The organism is Neobacillus cucumis (assembly GCF_002860255.1).
GTDB lineage: Bacteria > Bacillota > Bacilli > Bacillales > Cytobacillaceae > Neobacillus > Neobacillus cucumis_A.
This window is the reverse complement of record NZ_PGVE01000102.1, coordinates 19,323-39,563: the sequence shown is the minus strand read 5'-3', so window position 1 is coordinate 39,563 and position 20,241 is coordinate 19,323. Positions and strand designations below refer to the sequence as shown.

At 38.6% G+C, this 20,241-nt stretch carries 20 protein-coding genes; 18 read left to right on the top strand and 2 right to left on the bottom strand.

Going from position 1 to position 20,241, the window contains the following annotated elements:
• Window positions 1-185 precede the first annotated feature (185 nt).
• Window positions 186-1,202 (top strand): DNA polymerase III subunit delta, encoded by a 1,017-nt coding sequence (holA, locus tag CVD27_RS25905; RefSeq protein ID WP_101651874.1) that lies wholly within the window; start codon window positions 186-188, stop codon window positions 1,200-1,202.
• A gap of 49 nt (window positions 1,203-1,251) precedes the next feature.
• Here the strand turns inward: holA and rpsT are convergent, their stop codons facing one another.
• Window positions 1,252-1,512, bottom strand: coding sequence for a 30S ribosomal protein S20 (gene rpsT, locus CVD27_RS25900; RefSeq protein ID WP_101651873.1), 261 nt, complete (start codon window positions 1,510-1,512; stop codon window positions 1,252-1,254).
• A 213-nt stretch (window positions 1,513-1,725) separates the two neighbouring features.
• Here rpsT and gpr point away from each other — a divergent pair, with 213 nt between their 5' ends.
• The 12 genes from gpr to mtaB all read left to right on the top strand — a co-directional run bounded on the left by gpr (window position 1,726) and on the right by mtaB (window position 15,976).
• Window positions 1,726-2,844 carry a GPR endopeptidase gene (gene gpr / locus CVD27_RS25895; RefSeq protein WP_101651872.1) on the top strand — a complete coding sequence of 373 codons (1,119 nt, stop codon included), beginning with the start codon at window positions 1,726-1,728 and terminating at the stop codon, window positions 2,842-2,844.
• Between the two features lie 119 nt (window positions 2,845-2,963).
• On the top strand, window positions 2,964-4,169 hold the full coding sequence (gene spoIIP / locus CVD27_RS25890; protein WP_101651871.1) for a stage II sporulation protein P: 1,206 nt from the start codon (window positions 2,964-2,966) through the stop codon (window positions 4,167-4,169).
• A gap of 17 nt (window positions 4,170-4,186) precedes the next feature.
• A complete protein-coding gene (locus CVD27_RS25885) occupies window positions 4,187-4,513 on the top strand; it encodes a DUF3679 domain-containing protein (RefSeq protein ID WP_101651870.1) in 327 nt (108 codons plus the stop codon).
• A 188-nt stretch (window positions 4,514-4,701) separates the two neighbouring features.
• Window positions 4,702-6,537 carry a translation elongation factor 4 gene (gene lepA, locus CVD27_RS25880; protein WP_101651869.1) on the top strand — a complete coding sequence of 612 codons (1,836 nt, stop codon included), beginning with the start codon at window positions 4,702-4,704 and terminating at the stop codon, window positions 6,535-6,537.
• 74 nt (window positions 6,538-6,611) lie between these two features.
• Window positions 6,612-7,751 carry a radical SAM family heme chaperone HemW gene (gene hemW / locus CVD27_RS25875; protein ID WP_101651868.1) on the top strand — a complete coding sequence of 380 codons (1,140 nt, stop codon included), beginning with the start codon at window positions 6,612-6,614 and terminating at the stop codon, window positions 7,749-7,751.
• 126 nt (window positions 7,752-7,877) lie between these two features.
• Window positions 7,878-8,909 (top strand): heat-inducible transcriptional repressor HrcA, encoded by a 1,032-nt coding sequence (gene hrcA, locus CVD27_RS25870; RefSeq protein ID WP_101651867.1) that lies wholly within the window; start codon window positions 7,878-7,880, stop codon window positions 8,907-8,909.
• A gap of 116 nt (window positions 8,910-9,025) precedes the next feature.
• Window positions 9,026-9,622 carry a nucleotide exchange factor GrpE gene (gene grpE / locus CVD27_RS25865; RefSeq protein ID WP_257984494.1) on the top strand — a complete coding sequence of 199 codons (597 nt, stop codon included), beginning with the start codon at window positions 9,026-9,028 and terminating at the stop codon, window positions 9,620-9,622.
• 29 nt (window positions 9,623-9,651) lie between these two features.
• Window positions 9,652-11,478 carry a molecular chaperone DnaK gene (gene dnaK, locus CVD27_RS25860; protein WP_101651865.1) on the top strand — a complete coding sequence of 609 codons (1,827 nt, stop codon included), beginning with the start codon at window positions 9,652-9,654 and terminating at the stop codon, window positions 11,476-11,478.
• A 175-nt stretch (window positions 11,479-11,653) separates the two neighbouring features.
• Window positions 11,654-12,790, top strand: a complete 1,137-nt coding sequence (gene dnaJ, locus CVD27_RS25855; RefSeq protein ID WP_101651864.1) for a molecular chaperone DnaJ — start codon at window positions 11,654-11,656, stop codon at window positions 12,788-12,790.
• Between the two features lie 17 nt (window positions 12,791-12,807).
• The gene (gene prmA / locus CVD27_RS25850) at window positions 12,808-13,749 is read left to right on the top strand and encodes a 50S ribosomal protein L11 methyltransferase (RefSeq protein ID WP_101651862.1); all 942 of its coding nucleotides are present in this window, start codon (window positions 12,808-12,810) and stop codon (window positions 13,747-13,749) included.
• Between the two features lie 96 nt (window positions 13,750-13,845).
• Window positions 13,846-14,595 (top strand): 16S rRNA (uracil(1498)-N(3))-methyltransferase, encoded by a 750-nt coding sequence (locus CVD27_RS25845; protein WP_101651860.1) that lies wholly within the window; start codon window positions 13,846-13,848, stop codon window positions 14,593-14,595.
• Window positions 14,596-14,602: 7 nt separating this feature from the next.
• Window positions 14,603-15,976 carry a tRNA (N(6)-L-threonylcarbamoyladenosine(37)-C(2))-methylthiotransferase MtaB gene (mtaB, locus tag CVD27_RS25840; protein ID WP_101651858.1) on the top strand — a complete coding sequence of 458 codons (1,374 nt, stop codon included), beginning with the start codon at window positions 14,603-14,605 and terminating at the stop codon, window positions 15,974-15,976.
• Window positions 15,977-16,167: 191 nt separating this feature from the next.
• On the opposite strand, the gene CVD27_RS25835 is transcribed toward mtaB, so the two are convergent.
• Entirely contained in the window at window positions 16,168-17,109 is a 942-nt protein-coding gene (locus CVD27_RS25835) for a Na/Pi symporter (protein ID WP_101651856.1), read from the bottom strand.
• Window positions 17,110-17,297: 188 nt separating this feature from the next.
• Between CVD27_RS25835 and rpsU the strand changes: the two genes are divergently transcribed.
• The 5 genes from rpsU (at window position 17,298) to CVD27_RS25810 (ending at window position 20,176) form a co-directional block, all read left to right on the top strand.
• Window positions 17,298-17,471, top strand: a complete 174-nt coding sequence (gene rpsU, locus CVD27_RS25830; protein WP_007087607.1) for a 30S ribosomal protein S21 — start codon at window positions 17,298-17,300, stop codon at window positions 17,469-17,471.
• Between the two features lie 15 nt (window positions 17,472-17,486).
• Window positions 17,487-17,933 carry a GatB/YqeY domain-containing protein gene (locus tag CVD27_RS25825; RefSeq protein WP_101651854.1) on the top strand — a complete coding sequence of 149 codons (447 nt, stop codon included), beginning with the start codon at window positions 17,487-17,489 and terminating at the stop codon, window positions 17,931-17,933.
• 121 nt (window positions 17,934-18,054) lie between these two features.
• Window positions 18,055-18,687, top strand: a complete 633-nt coding sequence (locus CVD27_RS25820; RefSeq protein WP_101651852.1) for an NfeD family protein — start codon at window positions 18,055-18,057, stop codon at window positions 18,685-18,687.
• 22 nt (window positions 18,688-18,709) lie between these two features.
• The gene (gene floA, locus CVD27_RS25815) at window positions 18,710-19,705 is read left to right on the top strand and encodes a flotillin-like protein FloA (protein ID WP_101651850.1); all 996 of its coding nucleotides are present in this window, start codon (window positions 18,710-18,712) and stop codon (window positions 19,703-19,705) included.
• A gap of 33 nt (window positions 19,706-19,738) precedes the next feature.
• Complete coding sequence (locus CVD27_RS25810; protein ID WP_101651848.1) at window positions 19,739-20,176, top strand: hypothetical protein; 438 nt, start codon at window positions 19,739-19,741, stop codon at window positions 20,174-20,176.
• The last annotated feature ends 65 nt before the right edge of the window (window positions 20,177-20,241 follow it).

Below are 20,241 nucleotides of genomic sequence, written 5' to 3'. Positions count from 1 at the left end.
ATATTTGTATAAAGGAACTCCGCCAGTCAATAGTTGATCCTAGGGCAAATATTACTGGCGTTCAAATAGATCGGGAATTGGCATTTTATGGAAAACATATGCTAATTCCCTTTTAATACTTGTCAAAAGGTCCAAGCTTCATTACGATAAGATATGAGTGAAAATTTAAGGGAGCGCTGGACAAAATGGTATTAGAGGTATGGAGAAAAATTAAAAAAAAGGAAATAGCTCCTATTTATTTATTATATGGAACGGAAGCTTTTTTAATTAATGAAACAAAGCAATTGCTTCTGGATCATATATTAGAGGAAGAAGAAAAGGATTTTAACTTTTCAGCCTATGATCTTGAAGAGACTTCGGTTGATCTGGCACTTGAGGATGCTGAAACTTTTCCTTTTTTAGGTGAGAAAAAGGTTGTCTTTTTACATAATCCCGTCTTTTTAACAGCAGAAAAATCAAAGGAAAAGGTAGAACATAATCTGGCAAAATTAGAAGCATATTTGAAAGAACCAGCTCCATATACGGTGATGGTCATTTCAGCTCCTTATGAAAAATTGGACGAACGTAAAAAAATTACCAAGGAGTTAAAACGAAATGCTGAATTGGTTGAAGCCAAAAAACTTGGTGAACACGATTTAAAGAACTGGGTAAAAGAAAGGGCAAAAAATAATGGACTGGAGTTTGACGCAGATGCCATTGAGCAATTACTTGCCCTTTCCGGAACTAATATGTTTATGCTTGCAAGTGAGGTTGATAAACTGTCTCTGTATGCTGCTCAGCAAAAGCGAATTGACAGTTCTCTGGTTGAAAAATTAGTGGCTAGGACCCTGGAGCAAAATATATTTACCCTAATTGAAAGAGTGGTCCAAAGAAGATTGGATGAGGCATTACGAATATATTATGATCTATTAAAACAAAATGAAGAACCCATTAAGATATTAGCATTACTCTCTGGCCAATTTCGTTTAATCTATCAGGTGAAGGAACTCTCAAGACGTGGCTATGGACAACAGCAAATTGCCGGCTATTTAAGAATCCATCCATTTCGGGTTAAACTTGCCCTTGGTCAGGCGGGAAGTTTTACTGATGAAGAATTAGCTCATTTAATGGGGCTGTTAGCAGAAGCTGATTACCAGATGAAAACCGGTGGAATGAATAAATCATTACTAATAGAAATGCTTTTGTTCCGGTTGAAAAGATAAGATAATAAAAAAACGATTCCGAATCGGAATCGTTTTTTTTACGCTTTAATTAAAGCGCGTTAGATTTTTTCATTAGACGTGATTTTTTACGAGCAGCAGCGTTCTTGTGGATAAGACCTTTTGCAGCAGCTTTGTCTAATTTACTAGCAGCAGTAACTAATGCTTCTTTTGCAGCAGCAGCATCGTTAAGAGTAACAGCAGCTTCTACTTTTTTAACAGCCGTACGCATTGCAGATTTAGCAGTTGTATTTTGAGCATTACGAGCTTCAGTTGTTTTAACACGCTTAATAGCAGATTTAATGTTAGGCATTACATTCACCTCCTACAAAGAATCGAGACTTATATGAACTCGACTTTACATTCATCCATAATAATTCAGAACAAGAAGTATTTTATCAAACAGAAGACTAGATTGCAATACACAATTCAAAGGTCAGAAAATTTAAAGTGCATGTTTTATATGGTATAGGGCAAAAATAGGAAATAGTTTCTATTTTAGGATTCTCTATTAGGGGTGGATTTTATGAATGAGTCAATTGATTTAAGTAAGTACTCTGTACGAACAGATTTAGCAATTGAAGCAAGAGAAATGGTGCTTGCCGGGAAATCTGTCGGGGAAGAAGAGAACCTTTCGAAAATTGAAGGTGTCATTATTAAAGAAAAAGATGTTGATGATATAAAAATCTCCCTTGTGGAAGTAACAAAACAAGGGGAGGAACAGCTTGGCAAAAAAGCTGGCAGATATTTAACCTTAGAGGTACAGGGGATCAGACAGCAAGACTCCGAGGTTCAGCAAAAGGTCCAAGAAATTTTTGCGCGGGAATTTGCTCATTTCTTAGCAGGGTCTGGAATTAAAAAAACAGATTCTTGCCTGGTGGTAGGTTTAGGGAATTGGAATGTAACTCCTGATGCACTTGGACCAATGGTGTGTGAAAATCTTTTGGTCACTCGTCATCTTTTCCAGCTTCAGCCGGAACATGTCGAGGAAGGTTACCGCTCTGTTAGTGCTTTATCACCGGGAGTAATGGGTCTAACTGGGATTGAAACAAGTGACATCATTTTTGGGGTTGTTGAAAAAACTAAACCCGATTTTGTCATTGCGATAGATGCATTAGCGTCTCGTTCCATAGAAAGGGTCAATTCAACCATTCAGATATCTGATACCGGCATCCACCCTGGTTCAGGGGTAGGAAACAAAAGAAAGGAACTTAGTAAGGAGACACTGGGGATTCCGGTAATCGCCATTGGGGTTCCGACCGTCGTGGATGCTGTTTCCATAACAAGCGATACGATTGATTTCATATTAAAACACTTTGGAAAAGAACTGAGGGAAGGAAATCGCCCTTCTCGAGCACTTGCACCAGCAGGTATGACTTTTGGTGAAAAAAGAAAACTAACCGATGAAGATTTGCCGGAGGAAAAACATCGTCAAACTTTTTTAGGTATGATTGGAACCTTACCCGAGGATGAAAAAAGAAAACTAATTTATGAGGTCCTTTCGCCAATAGGACATAATTTAATGGTTACACCAAAAGAGGTAGACGTGTTTATAGAGGATATGGCCAATCTGATAGCGAATGGATTAAATGCTTCGCTGCATTCTGCCATTGACCAAGAAAATGCAGGCTTTAATACGAGATAAGTGAATGAAAGGGGGTCTAGTTATCTGGACTCCTTTATTAATTAATACGATAAATCATAGTTCTATCAATTCTAGTAAGGACATAGAATTTACTAGAATCGTTTAAGCGGGGTGGAACTATGAAAAATACTAGAACATCAGGTGCATTTTTAATTGTGCAAGGGACAAGCCTACTGAAAATAATTGCTGCACTTTCCCTATTTATTATATTGATTTTCTCCATTAGCGGTCTGTTAACATCTTTAAAGCCGCAGTATAGATTGATGTCCGCATCTGTCAATCAAGCTGCCACTAATGTCAACGGTGAATTACTCTATCAATTGATGGGCTGGGAAAATCATCACTTTTTAAAGGTTGAAAATAGCTGGGTAACCACTCCGAAACTGACCAACTTGGTTTTTAAGCTATCAAGCAATATTAACCTTAATGATCCAAGAAGTCTTCTAGGCAGAGAGCTTCCGGGATTCTATCAATTTGATGGAAAAATCCTCGTGGCTGGGGAAGGTACAAACTATACGAATATGCCAGTAGAGTCAGCACCGCCGATAGAGATAATGAAAGAAGAACGAGAAGCTGCATTACAAAATCTTGAGGGTTTGGACAAGCCTACAGATGAAAATTCTGCCCCTGCTCCTGGTCAAACCACCGGAGGAAGGGAAGTGGTCTATGTTTATTTCACCCATAACCGGGAATCCTATTTACCATATCTTAAAGGAGTAACTGACCCGGACTTAGCTTATCATTCTCAAATAAATGTGACCAAGATTGGTGATCAATTAAAACGAAGCCTTGCTGATCGGGGGATTGGGAGTTTTATAGATAAAACCGACATTCAAGCAAGCTTAAATGAAAAGGGCTGGAAGTTTCCGAAATCTTATGATGAATCTCGTTCCGTTGTTCAAACAGCTATGGCCAATAATCATGATTTGCATTATTTTATTGATATCCACCGGGATTCTCAACGAAAAGATAAAACCACTGTAACTATTAATGGGAAATCCTATGCGAAGGTAGCATTTATTATCGGTGGGAAAAATCCAAATTACGAGAAGAACGCAAAATTTGCGACTGAACTTCATAACCGGCTTCAGAAAAAATATAAGGGGTTAAGCAGGGGAGTCATTATCAAAAATGCAGCCGGGTCAAATAGTATTTATAACCAAAATCTATCGGAAAATGCGATATTGATTGAATTTGGCGGGGTTGATAATACTTTTGACGAACTTAACCGCTCAGCTGACGCCTTAGCCGATGTATTTAGTGATTTTTATTGGCAGGCAGAAAAGGTAAATCAGGATACAGAACAACCTGCTAAAAAACAGTAGTAGTTAGGAGTATTTTTATGAAAATATTTATGTTAAAAAGCTTATGTCTAACTGCGCTCTTGTTAATTGCGGTATTGACGGGTATGCAATTAGCGAATAATGGGATCCAAAAAATGAAAGGGTACGATGATCCGAACCTTGAAACGGCTGTTAGTTTCCATGAAAAAGGCAGTCAAGTAAGGGCAACGATCCTTGGTAATGATATTTCAAGCCACGATATTGCAGCAAAAAAGAAAAAATTAGAGGAAATAAGTGCATTTAATTTCTTTTCCTCCATGGGGAAGAAAATGTCGGATGGAATCTCAGGTGCTTCAGAAAAATTAATTCACCTTATTGCTGATTAAAGTATAGACGGCATTATTTTGCCGTCTTTTGTTTATGGGAAATGGTATTTGTCTTATATTTTTGTTTTTTTAAGTTCTCCAGACTTTTTACTAATAAAGCAGGAAGCTATTCTATATTGAATCTTATTAGCCCTGCTGATATAATCAAAAATAGTGTACATGTGCGAGTATAGTAGGAGTGGAAGACCATGAACAGAGAAGAAAGACTCAGAAGACAATCAAAAATCAGAAATTTTTCCATTATTGCCCATATTGACCATGGTAAATCAACATTAGCTGATCGGATTTTGGAAAAGACGAATGCATTAACATCTCGTGAAATGAAAGACCAGCTTTTGGATTCAATGGATTTAGAAAGAGAACGCGGGATTACAATTAAGTTAAATGCCGTACAACTTAAATACAAAGCTAAGGATGGAGAAGAGTATATTTTCCATTTAATAGATACACCGGGACACGTCGATTTTACGTATGAAGTTTCAAGAAGTCTTGCAGCCTGTGAAGGGGCTGTTTTAGTCGTGGACGCTGCGCAGGGAATTGAAGCACAAACACTAGCAAACGTATACTTAGCCCTGGATAATGACCTTGAAATCTTACCTGTTATTAATAAAATTGACTTGCCAAGTGCGGAACCAGAAAGAGTCCGTGGTGAAATTGAAGAAGTAATCGGCTTGGATGCCTCTGAAGCAGTTCTTGCATCTGCCAAAGCGGGTATAGGGATAGAAGAAATTCTCGAACAAGTTGTAGAAAAGGTTCCTGCTCCAGCAGGAGATCCTGAAGCTCCATTAAAAGCCTTGATTTTTGACTCCTTGTATGATGCCTATCGCGGTGTTGTTGCCTATATTCGTGTCGTCGAAGGTACGGTCAAAGTCGGTGATAAAATTAAGATGATGGCTACTGGAGCTGAATTTGAAGTAAACGAAGTCGGTGTATTCACACCTAAGGCGGTAATGAGGGACGAACTGTCGGTGGGTGATGTTGGTTTCTTGACAGCATCCATTAAAAATGTCGGGGACACACGTGTCGGTGATACAATCACTAACGCTAAAAACGGTGCGATTGAACCACTCCCTGGTTATCGTAAATTAAATCCAATGGTATATTGCGGACTATATCCTATTGATACAGCAAGATTTAATGATCTACGAGAGGCTTTGGAAAAACTGCAGTTAAATGATTCTGCGCTTCAATTTGAGCCAGAGACTTCTCAAGCGCTCGGATTTGGTTTCCGTTGTGGATTCCTCGGACTTCTTCATATGGAAATCATTCAAGAAAGAATTGAACGTGAATTTAAAATTGATTTAATTACAACTGCACCAAGTGTTATCTATCATGTCCATTTAACAGATGGATCCCAATTAAATGTTGACAACCCATCTGATATGCCAGACCCTCAAAAAATGGATCGTGTGGAAGAGCCATATGTGAAAGCAACGATGATGGCCCCAAACGATTATGTTGGTGCGATCATGGAGCTTTGCCAATTAAAGCGGGGAATTTTTATTGATATGCAATACCAAGGTGAAAACCGGGTTAGCATTGTTTATGAAATTCCATTAGCGGAAATTGTTTATGATTTCTTTGATCAATTGAAATCTAGTACACGCGGCTATGCTTCTTTTGACTATGAGTTGATTGGTTATAAACCTTCAAGTCTGGTTAAAATGGATATATTACTAAATGCTGAAAAAGTAGATGCCTTAAGCTTTATTGTCCATAAAGATTTTGCTTATGAACGAGGCAAGGTAATTGTTGAGAAACTGAAAGAACTGATTCCAAGACAGCAGTTCGAAGTGCCTGTTCAAGCAGCAATTGGGCAAAAAATTGTTGCACGTTCAACCATTAAAGCCATGCGTAAAAATGTGTTGGCAAAATGTTATGGTGGGGATATCTCACGTAAACGCAAATTATTAGAGAAGCAAAAAGAAGGTAAGAAACGGATGAAACAAGTAGGATCCGTTGAAGTACCGCAAGAAGCGTTTATGGCTGTATTAAAGATGGACGACAACAATACTAAAAAATAAAACTTAAGAGAGGTTAGGGATTGCCTAAGGCAGGTTCTCCTAGCCTCTTTTTGTTACAGAATAGAGGAACAAACATGATAAAAGCAGCATATCTTCATATCCCTTTTTGTGAGCATATTTGCCACTATTGTGATTTTAATAAAGTGTTTTTAAAAGGACAGCCTGTGGAAGATTATTTAAAGGCGCTTGACCTGGAGATGAAATTGACCCTTGCCGAGTTCCCAACCGATTCATTAGATACTATTTTTGTTGGCGGAGGTACACCAACCTCCCTAAATGAACAACAGCTTTATACATTTTGTGAAAGCATTAATAGAAATTTGCCCAAAAGCGAAAACCTTGAATTTACCTTTGAAGCCAATCCCGGTGATTTAACAAAGGGGAAATTACAAATATTAAAAGATGCTGGCGTGAACCGAATCAGTCTTGGGGTACAAACCTTTAATGAGGAACTGTTAAAAAAAATCGGCCGTGTCCACCGGGCGAAGGATGTTTATGAGACGATTGATAATGCCAAACAAATAGGATTTCAAAATATCAGTATTGATTTGATCTTCAGCTTACCCAATCAAACTGTCCAAGAATTTAAAGAATCGTTAGATCAGGCTTTTTCGCTTAATATTCCTCACTTTTCTGCTTATTCGTTAATTATTGAGCCTAAAACGGTTTTTTATAATTTATTAAAAAAGGGCAGGCTGCCAACTCCTGGGGAAGATGTAGAAGCAAGTATGTATGAAATGTTAATGGAAGAAATGGAAAAACAAGGTTTTCATCAATATGAAATTAGTAATTTCTCAAGACCTGGATATGAAAGTAAACATAATTTAACTTATTGGAATAATGAATATTATTATGGATTTGGTGCCGGAGCCCATAGTTATGTAAACGGAACGAGACGCTCCAATACTGGGCCGTTAAAAAGATATATTGATCAACTTAACAGGAATGCCCTGCCAATTTTCGAAGACCATCAGGTCACAATGGAAGAGCAGATGGAGGAAGAAATGTTCCTTGGCCTTCGAAAAACGGACGGAGTCTCGATTGCTCACTTTACAAAAAAATTTGGGAAAGACCCTATAAAATTATTTGAAAAGGAACTGGATGATTTAATTTTGAAACAATGGATAGAAGTGCAGGATGACAAAATATATTTAACTAAAAAGGGTCGTTTATTAGGTAACGAAGTATTCCAAGCCTTCTTAGGTGTAATCTAGGGTAAACACTTTATGACAACATGTCTTTTTATGGTTCTTTTTGATTGACACCATCCCACTTTTTTTGATAATTTATTAATATAATTAGCACTCGTTAACGAGGAGTGCTAACAGAGGTGATGAACGTTGCTAACAGATCGTCAATTGTTGATTCTTCAGGTTATTGTTGATGACTTTATTCGATCTGCCCAACCAGTCGGCTCGAGAAGCTTGTCGAAAAAAGAGGAAATTTCCTTTAGTTCCGCTACCATTCGAAATGAAATGGCCGACCTAGAAGAGTTAGGATATATCGAAAAGACACATACCTCTTCAGGACGTGTGCCTTCTGAAAAAGGATACCGGTATTATGTGGATCATTTACTCGCGCCTCAAGCGTTAAATCAGCAGGATATCTCAATCATTCAATCCATTTTTGCGGAAAGAATTTTTGAATTTGAAACCATCATTCAAAAATCCGCAAAAATTTTATCGGAGTTAACTAATTATACATCTATTGTCTTAGGACCAGCGGTTAGTATTAATAAGTTAAAGAAAATACAAATCATTCCTTTAAATAAGGAGACAGCTGTAGCAATTTTTGTAACGGATACGGGCCATGTGGAAAACAGAACTTTTTCGTTACCAGATATGGTGGATGCCAGTGACATTGAAAAAACAGTTAATATCCTTAATGAGCGTTTATCCGGAGTCCCGCTGGAAGAGTTAAATGACAAGATTTACAAAGAAGTAGCCATGCTTTTACGGCAGCATATTCATAATTACGATTTTATGCTTCAGACGATCGCTGAGTCATTTAAAATGCCGCTAACAGAAAAATTATTCTTCGGTGGAAAAACAAATATGTTAAGCCAGCCAGAATTTCATGATATTACGAAGGTTCGCAGTTTATTGATGATGATTGATCAAGAAGATTGGATTAGCAATTTAATTCGAAACGAAGCAGCTGGAATCCATGTTAAGATTGGCAGGGAAAATAATATTAGCGCAATGGATAATTGCAGCTTAATTACTGCTTCTTATTCTGTAGGTGTTGAGAAATTAGGAACGATTGCGATATTAGGACCTACAAGAATGGAATATTCACGCGTAATTAGTCTGCTTCAATTTTTAAGCAGAGACTTGACCAATGTGTTAACAAAATTGTATCAAAGTAATTAGTGCTGGTAATATTGAGTAAGGGTGAAATGCCTTTTACATTTCACCCCTTTTCCTTGTAACTTGTAATATATTAGTTGCGATAATAGTTAATGAATCCTTTAAGGGAGGTGAGTAAGTTGACGAATGAGAAAAACACAATTAATGAAGAAGTAGAAATCGAAAGTACTGAACAAGTTGAACTTACTGAAGGAAATACAGGTGAAGCTTTTGTAAGTGATGAGGCAAAAACAGAAGATACAGAAGTAAATTCTGTTGACCAATATCTGCAAGAAATCCAGCAGCTTAAGGAGAAGCTGGAAGAAGCAGACAATCGAATCTTGAGACTTCAGGCTGATTTTGATAATTTCCGCCGCCGTACTAGATTAGATCAAGAAGCGGGCGAAAAATATAGAGCTCAAAAATTGATTACAGATTTACTTCCAGCATTAGATAACTTTGAAAGAGCTATGAAATTGGAAGCCGACAATGATCAAACCAAATCCTTACTACAAGGAATGGATATGGTTTACCGCAGTATGGTTGAGGCACTGAAAAAAGAAGGCGTTGAACCAATTGAGGCTGTAGGCAAAGAGTTTGACCCACACCTGCATCAAGCTGTTATGCAGGGAGAAGATGATAATTTTGGTTCAAACATTGTTACTGATGAATTCCAAAAAGGGTATCTATTAAAGGATCGAGTGATTCGCCCTTCAATGGTTAAAGTAAATCAATAATTCTACATATTTATTAGGAGGAAAAGGCAATGAGTAAAATAATTGGTATTGACTTAGGAACAACTAACTCTTGTGTATCCGTTCTAGAAGGCGGAGAACCAAAAGTAATTCCGAATCCAGAAGGAAACCGTACAACTCCATCTGTTATTGCATTTAAGAATGGCGAACGTCAAGTTGGAGAAGTAGCTAAGCGCCAAGCTATTACTAATCCAAATACGATTATTTCTATTAAACGCCACATGGGTACTAATTACAAAGAAAATATTGAGGGGAAAGATTATACTCCACAAGAGCTTTCAGCTATTATTCTTCAATATTTAAAATCATACGCTGAAGATTATCTAGGAGAACCTGTTACTAAAGCTGTTATTACTGTACCTGCCTACTTTAACGATGCAGAACGCCAAGCAACAAAGGATGCCGGCAAAATCGCAGGACTTGAAGTAGAGCGTATTATCAATGAACCAACAGCAGCTGCGCTTGCTTATGGTTTGGATAAAACGGATCAAGATCAAACCATCCTCGTTTATGACCTTGGAGGTGGTACGTTTGACGTATCTATCCTTGAATTAGGTGACGGTGTATTCGAAGTTAAGGCAACAGCAGGGGACAACCGTCTTGGTGGAGACGATTTTGACCAAGTAATTATTGACTACTTAGTAGAGCAATTTAAAAAAGAGAATGGAATTGATCTCGCGCAAGATAAAATGGCTTTACAACGTCTTAAAGATGCAGCAGAAAAAGCCAAGAAAGATTTATCAGGTGTAAGCACTACTCAAATTTCCTTACCGTTTATTACAGCTGGTGCTGCAGGTCCGTTACATCTTGAGGTTTCAATGACTAGAGCGAAGTTTGATGAAATATCTGCTCACCTCGTTGAACGTACAATGGGTCCAGTTCGTCAGGCGCTTAGCGATGCAGGATTAACACCTTCACAAATTGATAAAGTTATTCTTGTTGGTGGTTCTACTAGAATTCCTGCTGTTCAAGAAGCTATTAAGAAAGCTACTGGTCAAGAACCACACCGCGGTGTAAATCCTGATGAAGTAGTTGCTATGGGAGCAGCCATTCAAGGCGGAGTTATCACTGGGGACGTTAAGGATGTTGTGTTACTAGACGTAACTCCATTATCTCTTGGTATTGAAACAATGGGCGGCGTGTTCACTAAGCTAATCGACCGTAACACAACAATCCCAACATCTAAATCACAAGTATTCTCAACTGCTGCTGACAATCAAACAGCTGTTGATATTCATGTTTTACAAGGGGAACGTCCAATGGCGGCAAATAACAAAACTTTAGGACGCTTTCAATTATCAGATATTCCACCAGCACCACGTGGAATCCCACAAATCGAAGTTACATTTGATATCGATAAAAACGGTATTGTAAACGTTCGTGCAAAAGACCTTGGCACAAATAAAGAACAACAAATTACGATTAAGTCTTCAACTGGCCTTTCAGATGAAGAAATTCAAAATATGGTTAGAGAAGCCGAAGAAAATGCGGAAGCAGACAAACAGCGTAAGGAAGAAGTGGAGCTTCGCAATGAGGCTGATCAGCTAGTCTTTACAACAGAAAAAACGTTAAAAGACCTAGAAGGTAAGGTAGATGCTGCAGAAGTTGCAAAAGCAAACGATGCAAAAGATGCCTTAAAACAAGCCATTGAGAAAAACGACTTAAATGAGATCCGTGCGAAAAAAGATGCTTTGCAGGAAATTGTTCAAGCATTAACTGTTAAACTTTATGAACAAGCCGCACAAGCTCAACAAGGTGCTCAAGATCCAAGCGCTGCTGGTCCTAAAGATGACAATGTAGTAGATGCTGAGTTCGAAGAAGTAAAAGACGACAAATAAAATAGAAAAGCAGAAGCCTCTAGGCGCTGCAGCTAGACAGTAATTAAGTCTTAAGTAATTTTTATTCTTACAAAAAAGTCAAAGTCAGAGTTACAGGCTTTGGCTTTTTTATTGCAATACCCTTCCAAAGGGTGTTAGAATAATCTTTATGTGACAGATTCGGGAGTGGGTAATCATGAGTAAACGGGATTACTATGAAGTACTGGGTGTAAGTAAAAGTGCTTCTAAGGATGAAATAAAAAAAGCCTATCGTAAACTATCTAAACAGTATCATCCGGATATCAACAAAGAGCCAGATGCTGCTGATAAATTTAAAGAAATTGCGGAAGCATATGAAGTATTGAGTGATGACCAAAAGAAGGCCCATTATGATCAATTCGGACATACTGATCCTAACCAAGGTTTCGGTGGTTTTGGCGGCGCTGACTTTGGCGGCGGCGGTTTTGGAGGATTTGAGGATATTTTTAATACCTTCTTTGGCGGCGGCGGATCTAGAAGACGTGATCCAAATGCCCCTAGACAGGGTGCTGATTTACAATATACGATGACGGTGTCTTTTGAAGAAGCGGCGTTTGGAAAAGAAACCGATATAGAAATTCCAAGAGAAGAAACTTGTGACACATGTCATGGTTCAGGTGCTAAGCCTGGAACAAATCCAGAAACTTGTCAGCATTGTCATGGAACTGGACAAATCAATGTAGAACAAAATACTCCTTTCGGAAGAATTGTGAACCGTCGTACATGTCATCATTGTAATGGTACGGGAAAAGAAATTAAGCATAAATGTTCAACCTGCGGCGGAAATGGAAAAGTTCAAAAACGTAAAAAAATCCATATCAAAATTCCTGCAGGAATTGATGATGGCCAGCAGCTGCGTATGGCAGGTCAAGGGGAAGCTGGAACAAACGGTGGTCCAGCCGGCGATCTTTATGTAGTATTTCATGTTCGACCACATGAGTTTTTTGAACGAGATGGCGATGATATTTATTGTGAAATGCCAATTACATTTGTTCAAGCTGCTTTAGGGGATGAAATCGAAGTTCCTGCTCTAAAAGGCAAAGTAAAGCTGAAAATCCCAGCAGGCACACAAACAGGCAAGAAGTTCCGCTTAAAAGGAAAAGGTATTCCAAATGTTCGTGGATATGGTGTTGGGGATCAGTATATAATCGTCCGTATTCTTACTCCAACGAAGCTGACAGATAAACAAAAACAGCTTCTCAAAGATTTTGCGGATTTAAGTGGTTCATCACCAATAGGTGATCATGAAGAAAGTTTTTTCTCAAAAGTAAAAAGAGCTTTTAAAAGCGAGTAAGGATGGAGTTGGTAGAGATGAAGTGGTCAGAAATAAGTATCCACACAACAAACGAGGCGATCGAACCTATTTCTAATATTTTGCATGAAGCCGGGGCGAGCGGTGTAGTCATAGAAGATCCATTTGATTTGACGAAGGAAAGGGAAGATCAATTCGGAGAAATCTACCAACTTAATCCAGATGATTATCCCGAAGAAGGCGTCATTATTAAAGCCTATTTACCTGTTAACAGTTTTCTGGGGGAAACGGTCGAGGCAATCAAAGAATCGATTAACAATCTTATTCTTCATGATATCGATTTAGGGTTAAACCAAGTAACCATCAGTGAAGTAAATGAAGAAGAATGGGCTACAGCTTGGAAAAAATATTATAATCCAGTGAAAATATCTGAAAAATTCACGATTGTGCCAACATGGGAGATTTATGAACCTGTTAGCAGTGATGAATTAATCATCGAATTGGATCCAGGAATGGCCTTTGGCACAGGAACACATCCAACAACAGTTATGTGTATTCAAGCATTAGAAAAGACCGTACGTCCTGGTGACCGGGTAATTGACGTAGGGACAGGCTCAGGAGTGCTTACTATCGCAGCTGCTATGCTAGGTGCGGAAGACGTTAGGGCCTATGATCTTGATGAAGTAGCAGTTGCATCTGCCAAACTTAATATTAAACTAAATAAGGTCAATGAGTGCGTTGTTGTTGCACAAAACAATCTTTTAGACGGTGTAGAAGAAAATTCAGCTGATGTAATTGTTGCAAACATATTAGCGGAAGTTATTTTACGATTCACTGATGATGTTGCTCGTGTGGTAAAACCGGGAGGCTCTTTTATAGCGTCTGGAATTATCCAGCCTAAAAAAGATTTAGTGAAAGATGCTCTAATTGATTCTGGTTTTGAAATTGTTGAAACCATTCTAATGGAAGATTGGGTTGCGATTATTGCAAAAAGGAAATAATGACTAAAAAAGGGGTGGATAGAACCCCTTTTTATTTTCTTTATACCCTTAAAGTAGTAAAATAAAGAGTAATTTGTTTTTAGAGAGGTGCAATGTATGCAACGCTACTTTGTTCAACAACAAGTAAAGGATGATCACTTTTTCATAGATGAAGAGGACCGTCATCATATTGTAAAAGTCATGAGAATGCAAATCGGTGACCAAATCATATGTGTTGACCCAGATGGTAAACAAGCAGTTTGCAGTCTTTCAGAAATTACCAATTCAAGTGTCGTTGCAGACGTTGTACAATGGATAGATGAGAGTCCCGAGCTTCCTATTTCAATTACAATTGCAAGTGGGTTACCGAAAGGGGACAAGCTGGAGTGGATTATTCAGAAAGGCACGGAATTAGGTGCCCATCAGTTTCTGCCCTTTTCCGCTGCTCGTTCCGTGGTAAAATGGGATCAAAAAAAAGCAGCAAAAAAAATTGAGAGATGGGAAAAGATTGCAAAAGAAGCTGCAGAACAATCCCACCGTACTGTTTTACCTAACATTATTCATCCTATGACCTTTAAAGATTTGCTGAAAAAGAGCAAAGACTTCGATTATAAATTAGCTGCATATGAGGAAGAAAGCAGACAAGGTGAGAGCTCTGTCCTTTCTTCAACCTTAAAAAGTATGAAAAAAGGCGAAACCCTCCTTTTAGTTTTTGGACCAGAAGGCGGTTTGGCAGAAGAAGAAGTACAGCAATTAAAGGAAAATGGGTTTGAACTTTGCGGATTAGGTCCGCGAATCTTAAGAACGGAAACCGCACCTTTATATTCACTTGCGGCTATTTCCTATCATTTTGAACTATTGAGGTGAGAATCCAATGGCAACAGTTGCGTTTCATACACTTGGGTGTAAGGTAAACCATTATGAAACAGAGGCCATCTGGCAGTTGTTTAAACAAGAAGGTTATGAACGGGTTGATTTTGAATCAATTTCCGATGTATATATTATCAATACTTGTACCGTAACAAATACGGGAGATAAGAAAAGTCGCCAAGTAATAAGGCGTGCGGTTCGTAAGAATCCAGATGCTGTTATTTGTGTAACCGGATGCTATGCTCAAACTTCTCCTGCAGAAATCATGGCGATTCCTGGCGTAGATATTGTTGTAGGAACCCAGGACCGTGTAAAAATGCTGGATTATATTGAACAATTTAAAAAAGAACGACAGCCGATTAATGGCGTTGGTAATATCATGAAAAATCGAGTTTATGAAGAACTGGATGTTCCTGCCTTTACAGACAGAACACGTGCTTCGTTGAAAATTCAAGAAGGCTGTAATAATTTTTGTACCTTCTGTATTATTCCTTGGGCACGTGGCTTGATGAGGTCTCGTGACCCTAAAGAAGTCATTCATCAAGCCCAGCAGCTTGTTAATGCCGGTTATAGAGAAATTGTGTTAACAGGAATTCACACTGGCGGTTATGGCGAAGACATGAAAGATTATAATCTTGCTGCCTTGCTTCGTGATCTAGAAGCAGGTGTAAAAGGTTTAGAAAGACTTCGAATTTCATCCATTGAAGCGAGTCAAATTAGCGATGAAGTAATTGAAGTGATTAAACATTCTAATATTATCGTACGTCACCTTCATATTCCACTGCAATCTGGTTCCAATACTGTCTTAAAGCGTATGCGCCGTAAATATACAATGGAATTCTTTGCGGAACGCTTAGACAGGCTCAAGGAAGTTCTTCCAGGACTTGCGGTGACTTCTGATGTTATTGTCGGTTTCCCTGGAGAAACAGAGGAAGAGTTTATGGAGACCTATAATTTTATTAAAGAGCATAAATTCTCTGAGCTTCATGTATTCCCATATTCTAAACGGACAGGTACCCCTGCAGCTAGGATGGAGGATCAGATAGATGAGGAAGTTAAAAATGAACGCGTTCACCGCTTAATTTCACTTTCTGATCAACTTGCAAAGGAATATGCATCCCTTTTTGAAGGGGAAGTATTAGAGGTCATTCCAGAAGAAGAATACAAGGAAGAAGCTAATACTGGACTATATGTTGGGTACTCGGACAATTACTTAAAAGTCGTATTTCCAGCAACAGAAGATATGATTGGAAAAATTGTAAAAGTCAAAATTACAAAAGCCGGTTATCCATACAATGAAGGACAATTTGTTAAAGTTGTGGAAGATTCGGCGTTTATAAAAGAAGAAGTATTTAACAAAGAAGAAGCTGCAATATAGCAAAAAAGGACCAAATTAGGTCCTTTTTTTATGAGATAAGAAAGTATACAAATATTCGACTTTGAGAATTGTCCAGTTCCAGCGCCTAGCCCCTCGATGGTCTACAGCCAATCCGTCCAAAAGGTTAAAAAGCAACCTTTCGGCCGGCTCGTCTTATGCTTGTCGGGGCTGTCAAGGCGCTTGCGCTTTTCTTAGGTAATCGTTTTTTTGGACGACCGGTCATGTAAAAAGAGAATCATCTCGCCGAACTTTGTTGCAAATGGTAAGACAATTAACGACGTAGCAACATTAAATATTACACTGATATGCGCTAGTTGAACATCTTTTTGACTTGCAAGAAGTGTGGCATTTTCCGTTAAAAAAGGTATGAGCGGGATAAAAAGTAATACTCCAAATACATTGAGCCAAACGTGGGCAAAAGCTGCTAATCGTGATTCTTTCCCTCCTCCAATTGATGCTATCACTGCTGTTATACATGTACCAATGTTTGCCCCAAGGACAATCGCAATTCCTGCATCAAGCTGGAGCAGGCCGGCAGTTAAAAATCCCATCGCAATCCCGGTCATCGCTGTACTGGATTGGATAATAGAGGTGATAACTGTACCTGTCAGCAGGCTTAAAGTGATATTGTCATTTATTGATAAAATAAATTTATTGATAAACGGCATGCCTGTTAATGGCTGGGCCAATAGCTCGAAGCCTTTCATCGAGGTGAATACAGAGGCAATCCCAAAAAGAAGCATCCCAATACTTCTAGCTTTTTTATTTTTAAACAAAATAAGCCCTGCACCACATACAGCTAATGGAACGAGGATTTTATCAATATCAAATGTAATTAGTTCTGTCTTGAAGGTCGTCCCTATGTTGGTGCCGAGAATAATACCGATTGATTGTGGAAAGGTCATAATTCTTGCTGAAATTAAACCGATTGTAATAACCATTACTGCTGAGCTGCTCTGCAATAAAGCTGTGATAAATGTTCCTGTTAACATTCCTTTCAATGGTGTGCGTGTCAGTTTAATTAACCAAGTTTTTAATTTATTGGCAGATAAATTAAATAATCCGAATCTTATAATCGTCATTCCAAAAATAAATAATAATATACAAAGTACAAATAAGAGTATGTAAAACATAAATAATGGCCCCCTCTCTTCAAATTCTATGGCGGTATCTGAAGGGACATGCCATTTTTTTAGACAAGTTGTAAGGAAGTTAAAGATATCATGTGAAATTAAGTTGACCTTGTTTCAAGGTTATATTATAATTGCAAGGTACATGGATTGAATGTAAGTGTGTTGTGTTTCGGAGGGAGGGAAAGAGAATGTCTAAAACCGTCGTTCGTAAAAACGAATCGCTTGAAGATGCTCTTCGTCGCTTCAAACGTACAGTATCAAAAACTGGTACTTTGCAAGAGGCAAGAAAGCGCGAATTTTATGAAAAACCAAGTGTAAAACGTAAGAAAAAGTCTGAAGCAGCAAGAAAACGTAAGTTTTAAGAGAGGGTGTAATATATGAGTCTTCTCGAGCGTTTGAACAATGATATGAAACAAGCGATGAAAAACAAGGAAAAAGACAAACTCTCAGTTATTCGGATGGTTAAAGCTTCGATACAAAATGAAGCGATTAAGCTCAGTACACAAGAGCTATCCGAAGATGCAGAGTTAACAGTCCTTTCTCGCGAAGTAAAACAACGCAAAGACTCCCTCCATGAATTTGATAAGGCTGGTCGTCAAGACCTAGTTGATAAATTGCGTACAGAGCTTGAGATTCTCGACCTGTATTTACCGAAACAGCTTTCTGAAGAGGAACTGTCAGAGATTGTCAAAGAAACGATCGCTGAAGTCGGCGCAACATCAAAAGCGGAAATGGGAAAAGTGATGGCTGCTATTATGCCTAAAGTTAAAGGTAAAGCAGATGGTTCGCTCGTTAATAAATTTGTACAACAACACCTTTCATAAGTATTCTGACATAAAGACTGCAGGTTTTAATGCCTGCAGTCTTTTTATATAATTTGAAACTTTTTATGTCTTTAGTCGTAAAAGATAGAGAAGGGAAGAATGGATGAAAGGGGGGCAGGGTATGATTGAAATTTTAACAAACCCAGTTGTTGTAACCGTTCTTTTAACGATTGCAGGAGTTGGAATTGTGTTGGAGCTTTTTTCAGCCAAATTCGGAATTGCGGGTTTTATAGGGATATTTGCCCTAATCATTTTCTTCTATGGTCACTTTCAAGCAGGACTAGCAGGATTTGGAACATTATTTCTATTTGCTGCCGGAACTCTGCTTATTTTTTTGGAATTCTTTTTACCTGGTGCTATATCAGGTACGCTTGGCGTGGCAGCCTTAATTTTAAGTCTTTTTTTAGCTGGTCAAAATGCCTTACAAATGGGAGTTTCTATTCTAATTGCCATTGCTGTCTCTATTTTTGTATTCTTTTTGATGATTAAGACGTTTGGAAAGAAACTGGTTTTATTTAATAAGATGGTACTATCTGAAACAGCTAGAAAAGAGGATGGGTATGTCTCAAATATTAACCGTTTAGATCTTCTAGGGCTGGAAGGCCGGACTTTAACTATCTTACGCCCGGCTGGCACGATAATTATTAACAATGAACGCGTAGATGCAGTTAGTGAAGGGGGGTTCATTGGGAAAAATGCTAGTGTGAAAGTGATAAAGGTTGAAGGGGCCAGGATTGTTGTCAGAGAAATTTAATAAATGTTAGGAGGTACGGAATATGGATGTAATATCAGGCGGAACTATTTTTATTATTGCTGTAGTAATCATTGCCCTCATTTTTTTAGGGATTTTATTATCTTTTGTACCGATCATGCTGTGGATATCGGCATTAGCCGCTGGAGTCCGGATTAGTATTTTTACGCTGGTTGGTATGAGGCTTAGGCGTGTAACCCCGAGCAGGGTTGTGAATCCCCTTATTAAAGCGCATAAAGCTGGTTTAAATGTCACAACCAACCAGCTTGAAAGCCACTATCTTGCTGGAGGAAATGTGGATCGTGTCGTTAATGCGTTAATCGCTGCACACCGGGCCAATATTGAATTATCATTTGAACGATGTGCTGCTATTGATCTCGCGGGACGTGACGTTCTAGAGGCTGTGCAAATGAGTGTAAATCCAAAGGTTATTGAAACTCCTTTTATCGCAGGTGTGGCTATGAATGGGATAGAAGTAAAAGCGAAAGCGCGAATTACCGTCCGGGCAAATATAGAGCGTCTGGTCGGCGGTGCGGGTGAAGAAACAGTGGTTGCACGGGTTGGAGAAGGGGTCGTATCGACTATTGGTTCATCTGATAGTCACAGTAAAGTTCTTGAAAACCCTGATTTAATTTCTCAAACCGTTTTGTCAAAGGGCTTAGACGCTGGTACTGCCTTTGAAATTCTTTCGATTGATATTGCAGATGTGGATATTGGTAAAAATATCGGTGCGGAATTACAGACAGAACAAGCAGAAGCAGATAAGAAAATCGCTCAAGCAAAAGCGGAGGAACGCAGGGCAATGGCTGTTGCTCAAGAGCAGGAAATGAAGGCGAAAGTACAGGAAATGAGAGCGAAAGTGGTGGAAGCGGAAGCAGAAGTACCGCTAGCCATGGCTGAAGCTCTTAAATCAGGTAATATTGGTGTTATGGACTATATGAATTTTAAAAATATATCCGCTGATACGGATATGAGAGGCTCAATTGGAAAGATGACGGGTGAGAAGAAGAATGATCAGTAAAACCCACTTTGTGAATAAAGGAGGGTTAAGGGTTTGGAAACCATTTTAATCATGATTGTTGTTGGAGTTATCTCCATGATATTTGGCAAAACAAAAAATAATCAGGGGTACCAAGGAAGGAATCCTTTTCCACGCCGCCTGGAACAGATACAAACTAGGTTTAAGGATTTCTCTGACAGTCTTTCGAAAGATACTACTCTATTTACTGCAGAGGAAAAGACGAGTAACATGAATAAGCTTGAAACGGAATATCTTCAAGTAAGGCAAGAGTCGGAAACGGGCAGGATGGGAATGGCAGCAGCGAGAAAACAAACGGAACGAAGGGAAGCCATTCCAAATCAGGAAGAAAACAAACCATATATAACGGACACTCTAGAAGCTCAAACAGTTATTAATGGAGTAATCTGGTCAGAAATACTAGGCGAACCCCGTGCAAAAAAGTCTTATAGGGTGAAAAAGCGATCTAATTGAATTGAAAACGAGTAGAAAAAGATGTGCTAGAACCCCCTTTCATCTCATAAATATGAGATGAAAGG